At 63.3% G+C, this 19,111-nt stretch carries 17 protein-coding genes; 11 read left to right on the top strand and 6 right to left on the bottom strand.

Features of this window, described 5'->3' with window-relative positions:
* The first annotated feature begins 56 nt into the window (after positions 1-56).
* Positions 57-719 carry a helix-turn-helix domain-containing protein gene (locus tag ACSFC7_RS11440; protein ID WP_436347810.1) on the top strand — a complete coding sequence of 221 codons (663 nt, stop codon included), beginning with the start codon at positions 57-59 and terminating at the stop codon, positions 717-719.
* A 13-nt stretch (positions 720-732) separates the two neighbouring features.
* On the opposite strand, the gene ACSFC7_RS11435 is transcribed toward ACSFC7_RS11440, so the two are convergent.
* Positions 733-1,233: a zinc ribbon domain-containing protein gene (locus ACSFC7_RS11435; RefSeq protein ID WP_436347809.1), complete on the bottom strand. Its 501-nt coding sequence runs from the start codon at positions 1,231-1,233 to the stop codon at positions 733-735.
* Positions 1,234-1,589: 356 nt separating this feature from the next.
* On the opposite strand from ACSFC7_RS11435, the gene ACSFC7_RS11430 reads away from it, so the two are divergent.
* Positions 1,590-3,224: a right-handed parallel beta-helix repeat-containing protein gene (locus ACSFC7_RS11430; RefSeq protein WP_436347808.1), complete on the top strand. Its 1,635-nt coding sequence runs from the start codon at positions 1,590-1,592 to the stop codon at positions 3,222-3,224.
* Between the two features lie 171 nt (positions 3,225-3,395).
* Positions 3,396-5,027, top strand: a complete 1,632-nt coding sequence (locus ACSFC7_RS11425; RefSeq protein WP_436347807.1) for a flippase — start codon at positions 3,396-3,398, stop codon at positions 5,025-5,027.
* 123 nt (positions 5,028-5,150) lie between these two features.
* Here ACSFC7_RS11425 and ACSFC7_RS11420 read toward each other — a convergent pair whose 3' ends face one another.
* A complete protein-coding gene (locus ACSFC7_RS11420; protein WP_436347806.1) occupies positions 5,151-5,441 on the bottom strand; it encodes a hypothetical protein in 291 nt (96 codons plus the stop codon).
* Between the two features lie 12 nt (positions 5,442-5,453).
* Between ACSFC7_RS11420 and ACSFC7_RS11415 the strand changes: the two genes are divergently transcribed.
* Entirely contained in the window at positions 5,454-5,666 is a 213-nt protein-coding gene (locus tag ACSFC7_RS11415; RefSeq protein ID WP_436347805.1) for a hypothetical protein, read from the top strand.
* A 247-nt stretch (positions 5,667-5,913) separates the two neighbouring features.
* Here the strand turns inward: ACSFC7_RS11415 and ACSFC7_RS11410 are convergent, their stop codons facing one another.
* Together ACSFC7_RS11410 and ACSFC7_RS11405 are read right to left on the bottom strand one after the other, a co-directional pair.
* Entirely contained in the window at positions 5,914-7,002 is a 1,089-nt protein-coding gene (locus ACSFC7_RS11410) for a glycosyltransferase family 2 protein (protein WP_436347804.1), read from the bottom strand.
* On the bottom strand, positions 7,002-8,258 hold the full coding sequence (locus ACSFC7_RS11405; protein ID WP_436347803.1) for a polysaccharide deacetylase family protein: 1,257 nt from the start codon (positions 8,256-8,258) through the stop codon (positions 7,002-7,004). Before ACSFC7_RS11405 ends, ACSFC7_RS11410 begins: the two co-directional genes overlap by 1 nt.
* Before the next feature lie 192 nt (positions 8,259-8,450).
* On the opposite strand from ACSFC7_RS11405, the gene ACSFC7_RS11400 reads away from it, so the two are divergent.
* The 3 genes from ACSFC7_RS11400 to ACSFC7_RS11390 all read left to right on the top strand — a co-directional run bounded on the left by ACSFC7_RS11400 (position 8,451) and on the right by ACSFC7_RS11390 (position 12,241).
* Positions 8,451-9,440: a glycosyltransferase family 2 protein gene (locus tag ACSFC7_RS11400; protein ID WP_436347802.1), complete on the top strand. Its 990-nt coding sequence runs from the start codon at positions 8,451-8,453 to the stop codon at positions 9,438-9,440.
* Positions 9,441-9,590: 150 nt separating this feature from the next.
* Positions 9,591-10,778 carry a sugar-transfer associated ATP-grasp domain-containing protein gene (locus ACSFC7_RS11395; protein ID WP_436347801.1) on the top strand — a complete coding sequence of 396 codons (1,188 nt, stop codon included), beginning with the start codon at positions 9,591-9,593 and terminating at the stop codon, positions 10,776-10,778.
* Positions 10,779-10,924: 146 nt separating this feature from the next.
* Positions 10,925-12,241: a PKD domain-containing protein gene (locus ACSFC7_RS11390; protein WP_436347800.1), complete on the top strand. Its 1,317-nt coding sequence runs from the start codon at positions 10,925-10,927 to the stop codon at positions 12,239-12,241.
* Positions 12,242-12,401: 160 nt separating this feature from the next.
* On the opposite strand, the gene ACSFC7_RS11385 is transcribed toward ACSFC7_RS11390, so the two are convergent.
* Positions 12,402-13,739: a polysaccharide deacetylase family protein gene (locus tag ACSFC7_RS11385; protein ID WP_436347799.1), complete on the bottom strand. Its 1,338-nt coding sequence runs from the start codon at positions 13,737-13,739 to the stop codon at positions 12,402-12,404.
* A gap of 221 nt (positions 13,740-13,960) precedes the next feature.
* On the opposite strand from ACSFC7_RS11385, the gene ACSFC7_RS11380 reads away from it, so the two are divergent.
* Together ACSFC7_RS11380 and ACSFC7_RS11375 are read left to right on the top strand one after the other, a co-directional pair.
* Entirely contained in the window at positions 13,961-15,655 is a 1,695-nt protein-coding gene (locus tag ACSFC7_RS11380) for an asparagine synthase-related protein (RefSeq protein ID WP_436347798.1), read from the top strand.
* A gap of 138 nt (positions 15,656-15,793) precedes the next feature.
* Positions 15,794-16,321, top strand: coding sequence for a hypothetical protein (locus ACSFC7_RS11375; protein ID WP_436347797.1), 528 nt, complete (start codon positions 15,794-15,796; stop codon positions 16,319-16,321).
* 27 nt (positions 16,322-16,348) lie between these two features.
* Here ACSFC7_RS11375 and ACSFC7_RS11370 read toward each other — a convergent pair whose 3' ends face one another.
* Positions 16,349-16,939 carry a DUF7344 domain-containing protein gene (locus ACSFC7_RS11370; protein ID WP_436347796.1) on the bottom strand — a complete coding sequence of 197 codons (591 nt, stop codon included), beginning with the start codon at positions 16,937-16,939 and terminating at the stop codon, positions 16,349-16,351.
* A gap of 388 nt (positions 16,940-17,327) precedes the next feature.
* On the opposite strand from ACSFC7_RS11370, the gene ACSFC7_RS11365 reads away from it, so the two are divergent.
* Together ACSFC7_RS11365 and ACSFC7_RS11360 are read left to right on the top strand one after the other, a co-directional pair.
* Positions 17,328-18,317 (top strand): DUF1616 domain-containing protein, encoded by a 990-nt coding sequence (locus tag ACSFC7_RS11365; protein ID WP_436347795.1) that lies wholly within the window; start codon positions 17,328-17,330, stop codon positions 18,315-18,317.
* Positions 18,318-18,896, top strand: coding sequence for a metal-dependent hydrolase (locus ACSFC7_RS11360; protein WP_436347794.1), 579 nt, complete (start codon positions 18,318-18,320; stop codon positions 18,894-18,896). It abuts the gene before it with no gap.
* The last annotated feature ends 215 nt before the right edge of the window (positions 18,897-19,111 follow it).

The following is a 19,111-nucleotide window of genomic DNA, read 5'->3' as shown; positions in this document are numbered from 1 at the left end:
CGGTTACGCGATCAATAAGTATGGACCGTCGGTCGCACCACACGAGACACGGGTCTATGGGATTTATCGCTGAAGTCCACCTCGTTCACGACGATTTCGTGTTGGCTCCGACGATAGCGCGCTATCCCGACGTAACGGTGAGATACGAGTACGACGCGACGACCACCGATCGAACGCTGCAGTTCGTCTCCGTTTTTAGCGACGCGTACGCGCCCCTGGAGGGAGCGATGGAGGCCGACCACACCGTTTCGAATCCGACGCGCGTCGCGACCTTCGAGAATCGGGCGATCTACCGCGTAGCGGTCGAGACCGACGTCGAAATCGTCCCCGATCGGTGTGCGGAGGATGGGCTGTTCGTGTTCACGATTACGAGCGCCGAACGGGGTTGGGTCGCACGGGTGCATCTGCCGGACCGTGACGCGCTGACCGCGTTCCGGGCCTGGAGTCGCGACCGCGGCGTTTCGTTTCGCGTGAAACAGTTGTACGACCTCTCGGTGTCCGACAACGGGACCTACTTCCTGACCGAGCAACAACACGAGATTCTCCTCATGGCGTACTACGCCGGCTACTACGACATTCCGCGCGGGATCACGCAGGACGGGCTCGCCGAACGGCTCGATATTTCGGACTCGGCGGTCTCCCAGCGACTCAGACGCGCCGTCTCGGAGTTGATCGCCGCCACGCTCGAGAACGATCGCACGCCGAGCAACTGGGCCTGACATCCTCCCGCGGCTAACGCTGTGGGGGTCCCCTTGGGGGTTGAACCCACGAAGACGGAGCGGTTCGCGGGGTCGTCGTCGCACGCGACGACGACCTGCGTTTCGGCCCGTGCCAGTACGGTTCCGCCTCGGCCAGCGGTTTCGAGAACTCGCCTGAGGCTCGGTTGCCGATGTTCAGCGCGTTGCGAACCGAAGATTCGCACGCATCCGAAAATCTTCGGTTTTCGAACGCACCATTCTCGTCCGCGTTGCCGTCCAGTCCGCACTCGGGGCACGCGAAGCGTCCCTGCGTCTCGCGGAAGCCCTCGCAGCCACAGCGGTTGCACGTTTTCGACGCGTCGTACTCCTCGACCGATCGCACGTCGATACCTGCGTCGTGGGCTTTGTACTCGATGTGGCTGAGCAGGCGGGCGAACGGTATCTTGCGGGTCTCGTCGTTGACGTACCGCCCCTTGTCGCTGTCCCTGCGGATGCCACCGAGATCACCCGCGACGGTGACCGCGTTGCGTTCCACGACCTGCCGGCCCTGCCGCTTCGGCCTTGCCGATGAACGTTCGCCTCGCTACCGCTGTAACTCCGTTCGCCGGTCGCCGACCGATCACGACCGTATCCCATAGGGTGCACCCGTACCCATATTCGAACCGATGACTGATATCTGTATTCTTAGCTAGGTGATAACCTGGCATCCGTACACGTCCGAATACGAGCGTTTTCGGACCTATATCCGTCACTTGTACGAGGTGAAATCGTCTGTATCAGTTGTTAATGTTGGTAGTATTACACTGACGATGCTCGATTTCGCACTTAAAAGCTTGCTATCCGAATCCATAGATACTGGACCCCTTCATTGCTCAAAACAAATGACTATCAATGTCGGAACGAAGTGGTATGCGGCGTTCGAATCGGAAGGATTCTCTGCAAGCTCGGTCGGCCCGTTGGGATGACGGTCACGAATCGAGAGATTCCCGAACACGACGGACGTTTTTGCGTGGTGTTGCGGCCACCGGGGCCGCTGGAATCGGTCTGACGTCGGCCGCCGGAGCGGCCTCGGAACCGTACGCTCAGTACGAGGACGACTACCGGAACGTCGTCGACGTCGTCGACGCAGGTGCAGACAACACTGGCGAGGAATCGATTACCTCCGTTCTCGAGGACCTACGGGCGGACGACACGCTGCTCGTGTTTCCGGAGGGGCGGTACTACATGGACGAACAGTTCCGGTTCACCGGATTCGAGAACTTCGGGGTCGTGGGTGACGATGCGACGCTGGTCCCGGCGAACTATCACGACTTCGCCGGCCCGCAGTACAGACTGTTTCGGCTCGGCGTCTCGTACAGCCCCGGCAGTCACCTCCGATTCGAGGGGTTCGACGTCGACCAGCGGGCTCCCGACACTGGGATCCGGGTCATCGAGGCCAACGTCGCCGACCGACTCGAGGTGCGCGACGTTACCGTCCACGGCGAACACGACAGCGGTACGTGGGGTCCCGGACTGTTCAACGTCACCGATCCCGACGGCTGGGGGATCGTCGAACGCTTCCGCGCGCCGGACGGGGCCGCCTGGGTCAATAACACGCCCTACGCCGGCAACCGCTGGCGCGGTCCGATCGGTATCGAGGCCAATCAGAACGCGGGCACGCTCGAGTTCAGGCGCTGTTGGCTCGGCGGCTTCCCGAACAACGGCCTGTACGCGGCGGGCGGTGACGGGAAGATCGTCGTCCACGGCGGCCTCTACCGGAACAGTAACGGCGCGAACGTCCGCGTCGGCGGACAGAACAGCGAGATTCGGTGGCCGACCGTCGAAGTCGACGACACGCGACCGGAGGACAAAACGCAGCGCGGAATCCGGATCGAGAACGGACGAAACGTCGAGATCCACGGCGCTGCCGTCGAGGTTACCTCGCCGATGCCGACCAGTCACGCGATTTCGGTGATGAACTCCTGCGAGAGCGCTCGGATCGAGAACACGCGAGTCGACCTGCGCGGTTCGGACGTAAACCACGGGATCGTCCTCTCTCCGGACTGCGGAGAGACCGTGATCACCGACACCGAGATCACCCACGAGACGGCGGGCGGCTATCCGCTGTGGATCCGCGACAGCGACAGGACCGAACAGGTACTCGTCGAGCAGGTCACGATTTCGGGGGAAGCCGGCGACGACAGTGGCTTCCGCGACGGAATTCGCTGCGAGCGAGACAACTGCCGGTTCAGCCACGTCGACGTCAGTCAGCCCGGTCGCGACGGCGCCGATCGGAACGCGATCGTCAACATGGGCAGCGATCTGACCGTCTACCGGAGCGAACTGCGCGCCAGCCAGTATCCGTACGTCGATCTCGGCACCGACACGGTCGTTCGCGACTCCGTCCTCGAGTCGTCGGGCAACGAGGAGGCCGTCTGCCTCTACGCGTCCGCGGAGGACCCGACGTTCAAGAAGAATCGACTGGTCGACGGGATTCGAGACCTCGGTGCGAGCGGGGTTACGACCTGGGAGAACAGCTACGAGTAGGTCGATACGGCTGCAACGAAAGTGCCCGTAACGCCCTCGAGTGGCCGTTTAACACCCGTATAATAACGCCTCGCTGTCGCCACTCTTCACCACTGTGAGCACGGTGGACGCTGAACGAACGTCGGCGAGGGGGGCCGTCGGCTCTCGGCTGGAACGCTCCCGGGTGAACGCGTGAACCGAAGTATCGCGAGCGGCGTCTTTTCGGTCGTTAGCGCGAAGGTCGTGGTGCTCGTACTCACCGCGCTCTCGACGCCGCTTCTGTACCGCTTTCTCGGCCCGTCGGGCTTCGGCGAGTACTCGTTTCTGCTCTCCGTGTTCGCCATCTACATGATCTTCGTCAGCTCCGGCGTCACCGACGGCGTCCGGAAGTTTCTCGCCGAGGATCGCAACGCGGCGAACTGGAGCGAACACGTCGTCGGGTTCTACTTCCGGCTGGCGATCGGCCTCGCCGCCGTCGGTGCCGTCCTGTTGATACTCGCCGCCCAGTTCGGACTCGTCGGTCTGGCGTTCGGCGACGAACTCACGATTTACTTCTACGTCCTCGCCCTCCTCGTCGTGACGGCGCAGTTTCGCGACTACGCCCGAAAGACGCTGATGGGATTCGGCCTCGAGCGATACTCGGAGCCGCTGAAGATCCTGGACAAGGTCGGGTTCGTCGTCGTCGCGATTCCGCTGGCGTACAGCTTCGGCGTGATGGGCGCGCTCGCGGGACACCTGGCCGCGAGTCTGCTCGTCGCCGTCGCCGGACTCGTCATCGTCCACCGTCGAATCCCGCTGTCGTGTATCTACAGCAAGCCGACGGAGCGGTTCCCGCGCAAGCAGATGCTCACGTTCAACTCGATGAGCATCGTCCTCGTGTTCCTGTTGATGTCGCTCTATCACATCGACATCGTGATGCTCCAGCGGTTTCGGGAGAGCGCGGACGTGGGGAACTATCGGGCGGCACTGACGCTCGCGGAGTTCCTCTGGTTCGTCCCGCTGGCGATCCAGACCGTCTTCGTCCACTCGACCTCCGAACTCTGGTCGCAGAATCGCCACCGGAAGATTTCGGAACTCGCGTCCAAGGCGACCCGGTACACGTTCCTCCTGACGGCCGTCATGGCGGTCGGCCTCGCGGCGCTGGCCGACGTCGCCGTGCCGATCTACTTCGGTGACGAGGCGATCCCGGCGATCGAACCGCTCCTGTTGTTACTCCCGGGTGCGATCGGCTTCGCGCTCGCGCGGCCGATCCTCGCGGTCTCGCAGGGCGAAGGGACGCTCCGGTATCCGGTCGCAGCGACCGGCGCGGCGGCCCTGATCAACGTCGTCCTGAACTTCGCGCTCATCCCGCGCTACGGGATGCACGGTGCAGCCGCCGCGACCAGTGTCGGCTACGGGACGATGTTCGTCTTCCACTGCGTGAGCGCGCGACGCGTCGGCTTCGATCCGCTCGCGGACGCCCGAATCGGTCGGATCGCGCTGACGACCGCCCTCGCGGGCGTCCCGATCGTCGCCCTCGCGACGGCGCTCTCGAGTCCGTGGCTGGCGCTCGCCGTCGTCCCGCCGGCCGGGTTCGCGATCTTCGTCGGCTTCGCGCTCCTCGTCGGCGCGCTCGACCCGGCGGAGCCGTTCGAGGTGCTGTCGATCTTCCCCGAGCCGATCGGCTCGAGGGCCGAGTCGATCCAGGGGCGACTCGAGAGCGATGGCGACGGACGGACGCGGAGCTGGTATCAGCATCTGCTGTTCGTCGCCGGCCTGTCGCTGTTCGTCTCGGGGATCGCACTGGGGGTCCTGGGGTCGGACGTGCTGTTGGTCTCGCCCTGATGCGGGACGACGCGTTCTCGAGGTCGTTCTCGAGACGCATCCGCTCCGTTCTCTCCGTCAGCTGACGACCACCGTTCTGCGGTCGGTGTCAGTTCGAAACCGCGTTCGGCGGTCGGCGTGTTGCTACCGTGTGGCCGTTCGACGAAGCGGGAATCGAGCGCCCTCGAGCGTGCCGGACGGTTGGGAGTACACGTCGACCGTTACCGGGACGGTAACCGATTGTCCGGACTGGCGGTGCTGGCGGTCTGAACGGCGGACGGACACCGAACGGCGGACGGACAGACCGTCGCCACCGATGACGGCGAGAGCGATACCTCGATCGCCATCGCGTTCGTCGACGACCTCGAAACCGACGAGACGAGTCACGCGCAACTCGGCGTCGGTACTAACAATACCCTTTTCTCCGCCAGTCATCAACGGACCAACATGGGAGTAACAGAATACTTCGAATCGGATCTTCGATTCTACTACGCGATCGGCGTATTCGTTATTCTGGTCTTCGTATGCGGAATCGCCGTATCAGCACTCCTGGAACTCGCCGTTATCGATCAGCGACTCGTTCCGCTCGTCGTCGGATTCTTCTTGTTTATGTTTGTCTACTTTATCTCGGTGAGTGTTCAGGCCCTCGAGCCGAACTGAGGAGCGCTGTTTGAACATCCGAACACGGACGAGTTTCAGATCGAATAGAGACTACCGATGGGTGTGAACTGACCGATAAAACCCGTTTCCCACCTCACTTTTGAAACCCGCAGATGTTCTTTGTCTGAGTGAGGATACGCGCTTAGTCTGTACCGAACGGTGTGTCCCTCGCCGATGCTGATCGCGAGTTCAGAGGTACTCTTGAATACCGAAACCGTACTCCAACCGACTGGTATTCGAATATCCGCTACTGCACCTGCGTCTCGAGCCGTTCGCTTTCGGCCATGTCGAACACCATCGCGAACAGCAGGAACGCGACGCCGGCGACGAACAACACGACGGTCGTCGATCCCTGGACCAGTGCGCCGAGACTCGAGAGCGCGGTGATCAGCGCTACGCCGGCAGTGAGAACGCCCGCACCGGCCAACCCGGCGCCGACGAGGTAGAACAGCGCGAGCGGGTGGAAGTCCAGCACGAGGTACTTCGTCTTCAGCCGCCAGAGGAAGTTCTGGAGCAGCATCGTCGAAACCTTCGGAATGTAACTGGAGTACTGAATGCTCGACTCCTCGTCGCCGTAGACGGCCGGCATCGCGACGTCGGCGACGCGCACGTCCTGTACGTTCAGCTTCACCAGCAGGTCGTTACAGTAGCCGTAGTACTCGTAGAGGTTCTCGAGGTCGATCGCCTCGAGCGCGTCGTTCGAGATGGCCGTGTACCCGTTCTGGGGGTCCATCGTCTTCCAGTAGCCCGAGGCGATCTTCGTCAGGAAGGTCAGAATCGCGTTGCCGACGAACCGAAACCGCGGCATCGCGGCCCGGTACTCCTTCGAGAGGAGCCGGTTCCCCTTCGCGTAGTCTGCCTCGCCCTCGACGATCGGGTCGAGGAGTCGGGGCATCCGGGAGAGGTCCATCTGGCCGTCCGCGTCGACGGTGACCGTCGCGTCCACGCCGTCCTCGACGGCGGCGAGATAGCCGGTCTTGATCGCCCCGCCGGCGCCGAGGTTCTCGCGGTGCCGAATCGGGACGACGCGGCCGATCGGGTCGCGTACCGACGCGCGTTTGACGAGCGCGGAGACGCCGCGGTCGAGAGTCGCTCGTCCCCCCTCGAATCCACCGTCGGCGACGAGTTGTTCGTCCTCCCTCGAGTCGCTCGTCGCGTCCGTACTCGCGTCCTCCCGGGCCGCCTCGAGGATCTCGTCCCAGGTCCCGTCGGTGGATCGGTCGTCGATGGCGTAGATCCGGTCGACGTAGTCGGGCATCTCGCGGATCACGTCGCCGACGAACCCCTCCTCGTTGTAGGCGGGCATCACGACGCCGACGCTCGTTCCTCGATACATCAGCTCCCCTCCAGGAGCTCCGATGCGGTGACGACTTCGACGTCGGCGTCGTCGACGTGCTCGAGCAGGTCCTCGAACGCCTCGGTCGACAGCCCGTCCTCGCCGATGTGCTCGAAGTGCAAGACGGCTAGCTGGCCGTATTCGGCGGCGCGGTCGACGTACCGTTTCGTCGTCTCGCCGTCGGTCCCGGAGAAGACCCCGAGGTTGTGCGGGTCCGTCAGCGGGAGGGCGTTCGGAGCGCCACCGTATCGGAACGCCTGCTCGTGGTACTCCCTGACGAGGTCGATCGTCTCCGGACCGAGCACGTTCCGCGGCGTGACGAAGTGTCTCGCCCCGTCCTCGAAGCCGCGGTTCTCGAGGAACGCCTTCGTCCGCCTGATCGCGCCCTCCTGTTCTTCCGGCGAGTACTCGTGGAGGAACCGCGCGCCGGTTCGCGGCCGAGCCGCCATATCCCAGCCGGCGTCGTCCAGTTCGCCGAGTTCGTCGATCGTGAGCCGGTCGGACTCCCCCAGCGCCTCGTAGATCACGGCCTCGACGCCGGCGAAGTCGTAGTCCGCCATCGGTTCGAGCGCGTTCTCGTAGTGGCTCTCGAGCGTGCCGTCGAACAACAGCAGTACCTTTCCCGTCTCGGGTCGGTCGACGGCCCGGAGGTCGTCGATCCGACAGTCGATCGATCCCGACTGATCGCCCCGTCGGCGGGCGGTCAGGCGGATCTCGCGGACGTCCGTGAGGTCGGGCTGGCCGTCGATACCGCTGGTACCGAAGTCGACGCGCACCCACCGATCGGTCGGCCCGGTGAGGGTGCGATTCATCGCGTACGCGTTCCGCGAGTTCGGGGCGTGCAACTCGAGGGAGAGGTGAAGCTGATCGCGACCGGTGAAATTGACCGCCAGCGAGAGATTTCGTTCTGACAGATCCGTGCCGTCGGAGCGCACCTGATAGACGGCCGCTCGGTCGGTGTCTTCGGTCGCCGTGAGGCGAGCAGACTGCGATCCCGCGTAGGGAGCGTTCGTCTCGGCCTCGAGGTCGCCGGCGTCGATCATCGACGCCCAGCCGTCGAGATCCTCGAAGTCCTCGATCGACTCGCCGGGGAGGTCGAGAGAGCCGTCGTCGTCGTCGTCGGGCGACCGCGCCTCGGCCGTCGGCTCGCTGCCACCGTCGCGCCACTCGCGGACGGTCGAGAGGCAGCCGGCGAGGCCTATCGTTCCAGCCGTGGCAACAGCAGTCACGAACGATCGTCGGTTTCGATTCGTCATTGCCGACGTCGACGAACCGTGCGGTCTTTCTTATAGAGTTGTTAGGCCCGCAGCGCGTCGGTTCGTGTCCTTCGGCCAGTCTCGTCACGCGTCCGTTGCGCCGGTCGGTCGACTCGTGAGATCGGTCAGGAGGCGGTGTCGCTGCGTTTATCGACTCGATAATAATGCGACGCGGACGGCTAGCACCGAGAAATGACTCGCGTCAGCGTCATCATCCCGACGTACAACAGAGCGACGACGCTTCCACGAGCGATCGACAGCGCGCTCGCACAGACGGTCGAGGACCTCGAGGTCGTCGTCGTCGACGACGGCTCGACGGACGACACCGACTCGGTGCTCGCGGGGTACGAAGACCCGCGAGTTCGGCCCGTCGTCCACGCGACCAATCAGGGGGCGAACGTCGCCCGGAACACGGGTATCGATCACGCCCGCGGCGAGTACGTCGCCTTCCTCGACTCCGACGACGAGTGGCGGTCCGACAAACTCGAGCGACAACTCGAGGCACTCGAGGATCGCTCGGACGACTGGGTCGGCGCCTACTGCGATTCGGTGTTCGAGCTGTCGGGAACGGACGGCTGGCTCCGGTCGACTGCGGCGAGCGTCCTCGCTCGGGGGGACGACCAGCCCGCCATGGAAGGTGGCGAGGAACTGATCGGCGAGATTCTGGCGGACAACGTCCAGCCGGGCGCCGGGTCGACGCTGCTCGTCCGAACCGACGTTGCCCGCGAGATCGGCGGGTTCGACGTGCGACTCGACCGGTTCCAGGACCCCGAGTTCTGTCTCCGGGTGCTCGAGGCGGGCAACCTCGCGTACGTCGACGAGGAACTCGTCGTCCGCGAGGAGACGGGAATACCGCCGGCGGACGTCATCAGAAACGCCGACGAGCAGTATCTATCGATGTACGCGGACGAAGTCGAGCGGTTCGAGGCTGTCGGCTACGAGATCCGCTCGAGCCACCAGCTCATCCTCGCGAAGTGTTACTTCGCGGAGGGACGACTCCTCCGCGGCCTGTGGCACCTCCGGAAGGCGGCGCCGTCGCCACGACAGTATCCGGGCCTCTGCTGGGCCGCCGGCTCCGGCGTTCGACGGCGACCGGTGCCGATCGTCGCGACGGTCGCGTTCGTCTTCGTCGCGACCGTTCTGGCGCGAGGTGCGGTCGCTCGTCGCGTGTTCACCGACTAGCTGTCGTTCCGGTAGCACGAACGTTGACGATTCCGAAGAAAGACGTAGTATCTGTTGTTTTGCTGGCTGAAACGATGTTGCGATCACTCTCGCGGCTGCAACGGTCTTGTCGAATCGATAACTAACACCGTCTCTCCGGCAGGGACACACGTGAACGTCAGGACACTCTACCACACGGTCAGAGGGCTGCAGGATCTCGCGGCGACCGAACGCGAATCGGCCGCTTCGCCGTCGATTCGCCGTCGGCTCTGGCTCTGGCGTCGCGGCTTTCTGAGCCGCTCCGACGCCGTCTACGATATCGACGAGGCGACGCATCGGGAGTATCTGAACGATTACCAGCGGTTCGTCCGAACGAAGCGGATCAACGGGACGTGGTCGGTCGCGCTGTCGAACAAACTCCTCTTCCACCGGGTGATGCAGCCGTTCGACGCCCACCGGATGGGCGTCTACGGCATGATCCGAAACGGGTCGTTCCACGCCGTCGACGGGGACGATAGTCGACGACAGCTGACCGACGGCGGCGCGGTCGTCCCGACCGAGGACGGGGGCGAGGACGAAACCGATCCGCAGACGGCTGCCGAGCGTCGGGACTCGAGCGATGCCGAGCGACGGGAACCCGCGGAAACCCGCAACGCCGCCCAGCGGGTCGTCGAACGACTCGAGTCCGACGGCCGACTGGTGCTCAAATGGGTCCGCGGCGGTGGGGGGAACAACGTCCTCCTATGTGAGCGCGCGGACGACGGCTACCGGGTGAACGGTGACCGCTACGCCGAGGCCGAGTTCAGATCGCTGGTGTCCGACCTCGAGGAGTACCTCGTCTGCGAGTACGTCGAACAGGGTTCGTTCGCGGACGGGCTCTACGCGGGGACGCCGAACACCATCCGAATCATCACGATGTACGACGCGGAGAACGACGAGCCGTTCGTCGCCGCGGCGATCCAGCGGATCGGGACGTCGGAATCCGCCCCGCTGGACAACTTCACGCAGGGCGGTCTCTCCGCGGCGATCGACCTCGAGACGGGCGAACTCGGCCCCGGCGTGCAACCGCCCGGCGACGGCGACCTCGAGTGGCACTCGGTCCACCCCGAGACGAAGACGCCGGTCGAGGGCGTGCAGGTTCCCGGCTGGGACCACATTCGCGAGCGAATCCTCGAGATGGCGGACGCCTGTTCGTTCGTGCCCTACGTCGGCTGGGACGTCATCGTCACGGGCGACGACGGCGAGTTCTCGGTGATCGAGGCGAACAGCTATCCCGGCCTCAAATCGATCCAGGTCCACGGGCCGTTGCTGACGGACGACCGAGTCAGACGGTTCTACGAACGCCACGGCGTGTGTTAGAACGGGCCGGCGTGTCGGCTGTGGAACCGTTTCCCTGCTGAAACGATCTTCGAGTCGTCACGGTAACCATTGCAGGAACGGAAGGAAATGAATTCGTGGGTTATTCTCGCGATAGTAAACACCGGTCCTGTCGAAGTCGGGACCGGATGCAACGGAAATCTCTGTCACGACGAACGGCACTGTCACTTACAGCGGGCTCCGTCCTCGCGGGCCTCGGCGTCACCACGGCGAGCAGCGAGACCGAGGAGGGCGTCTCACGGGAGTCGTTCGAGATACTCGACGGAACGGAACAGGAAACGACGGTCTACGTCACGACCGCGGAAGCGGACGGCCCGACGGTCGTCGTCGTCGGCGGCGTCCACGGCAACGAGGTCGCCGGCTACGTCGCCGCGGACGAGGTCGCCGACTGGACGATCGACGCCGGCACGCTCGTCACGATTCCGGAGGCGAACGCCGTCGCAATCGAGCGCGGAACGCGGACGGACGACGAGGGCAGCGACCTGAACCGGCAGTTCCACGAGGGCAGCGAACCCGAGACGGAACTCGCACGGGCGATCTGGAACGTCGTCGCCGAGGCCGACCCCGACGTGGTCGTCGACCTCCACGAATCGACGGGTATCTACGCGGGTGATCCCGTCGACGGCGTCGGGCAAGCGATCTTCCACTCGGACGGCGGCGGAGCCCCGGCGACGGCGGCGGACGCCGTCGACTACGTTACAGCGAACTACGTGGACGATCCCGATCTCGCGTTCCAGACCGGCCGGTTCTCCGGGCCAAACAGCAATCCACAGGGCCTGCTCGTTCACAAGGCCGCTCGCGACCTCGGCGCCGACGCGTACCTCGTCGAGACGCTGTCGACCGACGTCGACCTCGAGAGCCGCCTTCAGTGGCACTCGGTGATCGTCGAGCGACTCGTCACCGACGAACTGTTCCCCGAGGAGGTCCCCGACAACGGTCACGCTCCCGAGGACCCCGGCGACGAGGACACTGACGAGTCGACAGACGAGATCGACGACGAGCCAGCAGACGACACAGACGAGGTCGACGACGAGCCTGCAGACGACGCAGATGACGAGCCAGCAGACGAAGCCGACGGCGGGCCGGAGGAGACCGACGACGCGGACGAGCCAGTCGAAGAGCGTCCCGACGATACGACGGAGGACGGCGCCGACACGCCGGATCGCGAGTCACCGGTTGCGAAGATCACGACCGATCCGAGCGGCGCCGACGAACTGTCGCTCGACTCCGGGCAGACGGTCGTCCTGGACGGCTCGTGTTCGTGCGCGCCGGACGGCGAACTCGTCTGCTACGAGTGGGACGTCGGCCGTGACGGCTGTTTCGACGCGACCGGTGAGACGCTCGAGGTAACGATCAGTGCGGACGGCGATCACTCGGTCGTGTTGCGCGTGACCGACGATGCCGGAGTGACTGCCACGGAGGAAATCACGCTCTCGGCGAACTGAGCGGTCGCTCACGTCGAAATCGTTTTCGACGGTTGTGACTGCGGACGCGGCCGAACGCGATCTCGGCTCCGGAACCGCCCCGAACTCGCGGTCGACGAACGGGCCTGATTCGGAGTCGATCGACGAGAAACAGCAACCGGGCTGTCGACGGTGGAACGAATTATTCGTAGTGCTGTGCGGTTCGAAGCTCCCAGAGGCCGTCGAACGTAATGACCTCGACGTCGGCGTCGTCGATGTGCTCGAGGAGGTCCTCGTAGGCGTCTTCCGGCATGGTGTTGTTCGCCTCGAACTCGTGGAAGTTCAGGATCGTACACTGATTGTGTTCGGCGGCGAGGTCGACACAGCGCTTCGCGATGTCGACGTCGTGGCCGATCGTCCGCGGCAACGCGAGCGGATCGAAGCCGTAGACGCTCGTCGTGTTGACGTTGCCCGCCTGGTTGAAGCCGCCGCAGTAGTGGTAGCCGGTCTTCTGCTCGAGGCTCGATCTGTCGTAGCTGTTGTGCGGGTAGACGATGTAGTCGGCGCCCTCGAACTCGTTGTTGATGAACCACTGTTTGTCCTGCCGGAGCCTGTTCTCGGTCCGCTCGTCGTCCTCGTACTCGTGAATGGCCGTGTGTGTGCCGTGGACGACGATCTGGTCACCCTCCGCCTGGCGTTCCTGGAGTTGGGAGATCGACATGACGCCCTCTCGGCCCTGTTCGACCCATCGGGGAACCGGGGCCTGAACCGCCGGGAACCCGTACTCGTCGTGCAGCGGCGAGGCCGTCTCGTAGTAGTCGCTGGTACCGTCGTCCCAGACCAGCATGACGTAGCCTTGCTCGGGCTTTTCGTGGGTTCGCAGGTCGTCGATCCAGACCTCCGCCTCGTCCATCGAGTGGAGGACCTGGATCTCGAGTCGGTCGAGCGAATCCATCGCGGGTTCGAACTCGCTCTCCTCGAAGACGCCGGGGCTCGAGCGGAACCAGCCGACGTCGGGGGCGCGGTACGTAATCTCGCGGAGCGAGTACACTCGCTCGCTGCCGAACTGGTCGACGAGTCGCAGGTTGATCGTGATGTTCTGTGGCGTCGTCGTTCGGATCGCAAACGAGAGGTCCGTCTCGGAGAAATCCTCGCCGATGAGGTCCCGCTGTGCGATGACGTTCTCGCTGTTGTCGGACGTCAGTTTGAGGCTCTGATCGCCGTCGAAGACGACGTCCTCGTCGGCCTCCCCGGAGCCCTGGACGACCTCCCAGTCGTCGAGATTGCTGAAGTCGTCGAAGGACGCTCCCGGCTGCCGGTACTGTTCGCGGCTGTTGTACTCGGTCTCGAGCGACGGGACACCGTCGGCGAGCGCTGCTGCACGCGACGTGGTTTCTCCCTCCTCCTCCTCCGAAGGGTCGTCACCGTCGGAACTGCCGGTGAGTGACTGGAGGCGATCGGTACACCCCGCGAGGCCAGCGGCCGCGGTTGCACCGGACAGTGCGAGGACTCGTCGTCGCGTCGTTCGGTTGGGTGGCATAGACGAGTCGAAACTATCGACAGCGACCCCATTATTATAGATTCGATAGTCGCAATCCTCGATCGTTCAGATCGCCGCTGAACGGCCGTTCCGGCGCTTAACAATGGCATAGTTAACGACGTTCCGTTCGGAGGACGAACCAATCAGGCGTACGTGCGTGGCGACCGGCGATCGATCAGGTCGTCGTCTCTCGTACGTCGGCACTACAGTGATCTTCGACGATGAATAGGGAACTCTTCGGCGTATTCGGGGGTATCGAGACGTTCGACCGATTCAGATCCAGTGACGAGTTCGACGAGGTACTCGCTGGCTCGACCATCACGGTCGGTATCAGGGATTCCGATCTCGGAACTCACGGCTGGAGCGCCCGATACGCCGGCGACGACGGCTACTGTGTCGTCTGGGGAGAGGTGTACGTCCCCGATGAGACGTCGAACGCCGCCCGGTGGCTCCTCGAGCGCTACGAGACGAACGGCCGCGACGCGCTCTCGGAACTCAACGGCTCGTACGTCGCCGTGCTCGACTCCGCGGCGACCGGCGAGGCGTTCGTCGCGACCGACGCGGTCCGCTCCCGGGAGTGTTTCTACACCGACGATCCCGGCGTCCGCGTCTTCGGCACCGACCCCGCCGAAGTCAGTCGTCCCGTCGCGGACCCGACGCTCCACCGGGACGGCATCCTCGAGTTTCTCCATCTGGGGGTGACCCTCGGCGAGAAAATGGCCGTCACGGAACTGCGTCGGCTCCCGATAGACAGTCTCCTCACGGCCGGGTCGGTCGACTCGCTCGAGCGGTTCGTCTATCGACCCCAGGAGTTCGACTACGTCGCCGAACTCGCCGAGCGACTGGAACGAGCACTTCGACGGCGAGCGGCGCTCCCGGGGGAGAAAGGCGTGCTCCTCTCGGCGGGTTACGATTCGCGGATCATCCTCTCGCAGGTGTCCGGCATCGACCACAGCTACACGGTCGGGTCACCCGACGCACAGGAGGTACAGGGCGCGAAACGCCTCGCGGAACAGTACGACGCGAGCCACACCGCGTTCTCGCCGGACGAGCGCTATCTCCGCCCCGACGAGTCGAAGATTCAGTACTCACAGGGGATCAAGGAGTCACTGCACATCCACCACGCCGGCTACACCGACGAAATCGATGTCGATACGATGTATCACGGCCTCCTCTGTGATACGTTCTTCCGGGGCCACTTCACCGCACAGGAGACGGTCGACGTCCTCGGGAAGCGCGTCCCGATGAGCCGCCTCGACCCGGACCCCGACCCCGTCGAGTCGCTCCTCGAGAAGTTCGGCTACAGTCGCGAGGCCAGTCTCGACCTCACCGAGCGGACGTCGTTCGACGTGGACCCGGAATCGTTCGTCAGGGAGGCGATCGACGCCGAGTTCGACGCGAGGGGGGAGCGCGCACAGACGGTACAGAACACGCTCACCTGCGTCGGCATCGCCAACCAGCCGTCGATTCCGTTTCACAATCACCTCTCGGATCAGTTCTTGACGTCGTTTCTGGCGACCGACCGCGAACTCGTCGACTGGCACCTCCGGACGCCCCCGGAATACCGAACGACGGAGACGTTCCTCGAGGCGTGTAAACGGCTCGACGGCGACGTGTTGCGACACAGGCCGCCCGACCGCCCGTACGATACGATGTTGTTCAACGAGATCGAGCGGTTCGCCCGTCGAAAGACCCCGTTTCTCTCGTCGTTTCAGCCACCGTGGCCCGATCGACAGACGCTCTTCGAGCGCCACGACTTCGACCGGCGGCTGCTTTCCGACGCCGAGCACGTCCACGAACTCCCCGCCAGACACAAACTCCGGCTGGTCGATCTTCGCGAGTGGCTCGAGTGCTGTACGGACTCGCGGGGCCGGTCGATCCCGTGGCTGTCACCACCGCAGACGACGATCGGATGACGTAGCGGGAGAGTCCCGTTCACCGATACACTTCGACGAGATAGAACACCGACCGAAACCCTTCTAACGACGGGGTAGATTATTTGCAGCCGGTAAACCGAGACAATACTTATATGCTGTGCAGTTTTAGCGCGGAATATGCGTCTGACGCCGCCTTGGTTTCGCTCTTCATCGGAGGATTCCCCCGAGGAGGGTTCCGACGACCCCGATACGTCCACGGGAGTGACGATCTATCACTCTCCGCCGAGCGAGGTCACAGGAGATACGTCTGTGTCCCAGCGACGAGCAGCAAGCTTCATCCCCGAATCCGATGCCGCGTTGGTGGCCGTCCTCGAGGAGATGAGTACACCAGCGACCGTCGACGAGGTCGCCGATCAGCTGATCGAGCCGGCACGGCCACCGGTCAAGACGTGGGCGACCGTCCACGAGCGGCTGCACAAGGATCGGCTTCCTAAACTCGACGCCACAGGCGATATTGTGTTCGACGAGTCCCAAGGCATCGTCGAGCGTCCGTCACACCTGCAGCCGAACGCGCAGGCCGGCATCGCCGTCGCGTCGTCCGGCTCACGAACAGCCCTGGGCAATCCGTCCGTTGGCGTTCTCGTGCTTCTTTCGATCATCCTTCTGAGCGCGGTTATTTTCGTCGCCATGGCGTTCGTCGTGTAGTGGCGGCGGGTGTCAGTTAGTCGGCCGCTATCGGTTGACGAGTCGGCTCACGGTTAACACCGAGAAGAGGAGCAGAATCAACGCGCTCAACGCGATCCCCGAGAGGAACGAGGTGAACGGCAGTTCGATGACTGCACCGACGAGGAGGACGTAACAGAGGACTGTCGCGCCGATGTAGTAGTCGTCCCAGTTTTCGTCGGTCGCTTGCTCGGCCGTCGATGCGTCCATCGGCTCGATCTGGAGATACTGATCGACCTGATTCGCCAGCGGTTTGCGTTCGACGATGCCGCGGTTTTTCTGGTAGTCGATGATACCCGCTTCGTCGAGTTTCGACAGGTGTGACTGGTAGAGCGGGATGTAGACGCGCTGGCGTTGCGTGGATGTGAGCTGTTCGACGGTCGTATCGTGCTCCCATGCTGCGACCTGCTCTGCGATATCGCGCATGCGGACCGGACCTTCGGTACCGCGAAGGTATTGCAGAACCATTCGACGACGTTCGTTTTGCAAGAGGTGGAAGATCTCGTCCTTCGAAAACGCAGGCGTTTCCGATGGATGGTCAGCGTCACCATCCGAGCCCTGCTCACTCTGTTCTTTTTCGCTGATATATGTCGCGTTCATCGCACCAATCTCCCGTAAACAGAAGGGGGTAATAAACCATTGGAACTGTATATCTGGGATATCCACAGTTTGCTTAAATTCACACATCCTGATCTCTTTTCTAGTGATTTCATATCTGCTATAGACGGCCTATATGGGCCGAATATGGCATAATCGGACATCTATCAATATTCTTTATTTCCCGTACCAGGCTAGAAATATTGCAAACCATCTACCCGAATTTGGTACCGTTGTCTCTCGTGGGATCGTTCAGAACCGGCGAAAGAGACTTAAGCGAAATCTATGTCGGGATTGTGGTATATCGGCGTCAGACAGCTGGCTGACTCCCCCTTGGATCGGCCGCTTACCGTGCCGATAATAAACCACTCGTGCTCCTATCGACTACGTCATGAGCGACAATCAGTGGTGGTATTTCGATCTGGCAGCCGTCATCGCAATCACTGGCATCAGTACGTTCGCGATATTTTCTGGAGTGGGCGGCGTCGTACGAACGGTAGCACTGGTTCCGCTCGTTTGCTTTCTTCCGGGCTATGCGTTAGTCTCTGCGCTGTTCCCGGACGAACCGACCGACGAGTACCAGCCGTTCGACGACGAGAAAACCGCGCTCGGAAACCCGCTAGTCGTCACCGGCGGACTCGAGGCGGTCGAGCGAGCGATACTGTCGGTCATCTTTAGTGTCGCAACCGTTCCACTGGTTGCCCTTCTCTCGTCCGCAACCCCTAGGGGTTTGATGCTCGAAACGGTCCTTTCCGGGATTGCGTTGTTCACGGTCGTACTATCGGTGCTCGCTATCGGTTCTCGCTATCGGTGTCAGCCGGACCACCGATTCGCGCCGTCGCTCTCGTCGGTGTCGCTGTTCCACACGCCGGCACAACCGACCGCGTACTCACGAACGAACACTCGGCCGTACAACGTGGCGATCGTCGTCACGCTGGTTCTGTTGGTCGCGAGTGCCGGCTTCGCGATCGCGAACCCGCCTCAGCAGGACGGGTTCACCGAATTTTCCGCCGAGACCGAGGACGTCAACGGCGACATCGACACGATGTACGAGTCGACGTACACTTCCGGTGAGACCGCCGAGCTAGGCGTGTCGATCACCAATCAGGAACACGAGGAACGCAGCTACACGACCGTGGCGTTGCTCGAGCGGGTGAGCGACGATGGCGACGACGTGACCGTCAACGAAACGGCCGAACTCGATAGACAGTCGGCGACGGTCGCCCACGGAGACACGGCCGAACAGACGCTCGAGATCGCGCCGTCGATGCAGGGTGAAGACCTCCGGTTGACACTGTTGCTCTACGAGGACGAACCGCCGTCGGAGCCGACGAGCGAGAACGCCTATCGGGTGATCCACCTCCCGATCGAGGTCGAATAGATGTGGCCGTGGGAGCACCTCGCCGTCGCGTACGTCCTGTACTCCCTGTTCGCGAAAGCGGTCTTCAGACGGCCTCCTACGGGTCGTGAGGCGATCGCCGTCGGACTCGGCTCGCAGATACCCGACCTCGTCGACAAGCCCCTCGCCTGGACGTTCGAGATCACGGAGACCGGCTACTCGATCGGTCACTCGATATTCGTCGTTCCGGTCGTCTGTCTCGCGGTGTACGCGGTGGCCACTCGACGCGGCGATCGGCCGCTCGCCGGAGCGTTCGCACTCGCGTACGGCTCACATCTCGTAACCGATATCTACGACCCGTTACGCGAGAGCTCGAGGCTCAAGCCGAGCGCCGTCCTCTGGCCGCTCGAGTCGCCACCAACGGGCGATCACGGCGGGTTTCTGGACCACTTTGCCCGCTACTTCTTCCGGTACGTCAACGAGCTGCTCACCGGCGGATTGACGCCATCGATCGCCCTCCAGCTCGGACTCGGTGTCGCCGTCTTGGCGCTCTGGCTGATCGACGGTGCACCGATCGCCGCCGACGGCTGGCGGTGGTTCCGCGCCCGTCTTCGGGCATGAGTTCGAACCGCTTTCTGACAGTTCGTTTGCTCGATCGATGTACCATCCACTCGAGGCTATCGAAGGCACAGACTGGCTGTCGAACGCACGAGAGCGAGTATTACTGGTCTCGTTCTCGGAAGTCCGATCGACGAATCCGCGGCTCTTGCACCGAGTGAGGTGTACTGTGATGGACCACGTGGGTCGTGTCACAGTGTAGCTGATCGCGTGGGTTG

Source organism: Natronorubrum halobium, assembly GCF_051351675.1.
In the GTDB taxonomy this organism is placed as follows: Archaea; Halobacteriota; Halobacteria; order Halobacteriales; family Natrialbaceae; genus Natronorubrum.
Note: the sequence above shows the minus strand (reverse complement) of the source record. Positions and strands in the feature narration are given on the sequence as shown.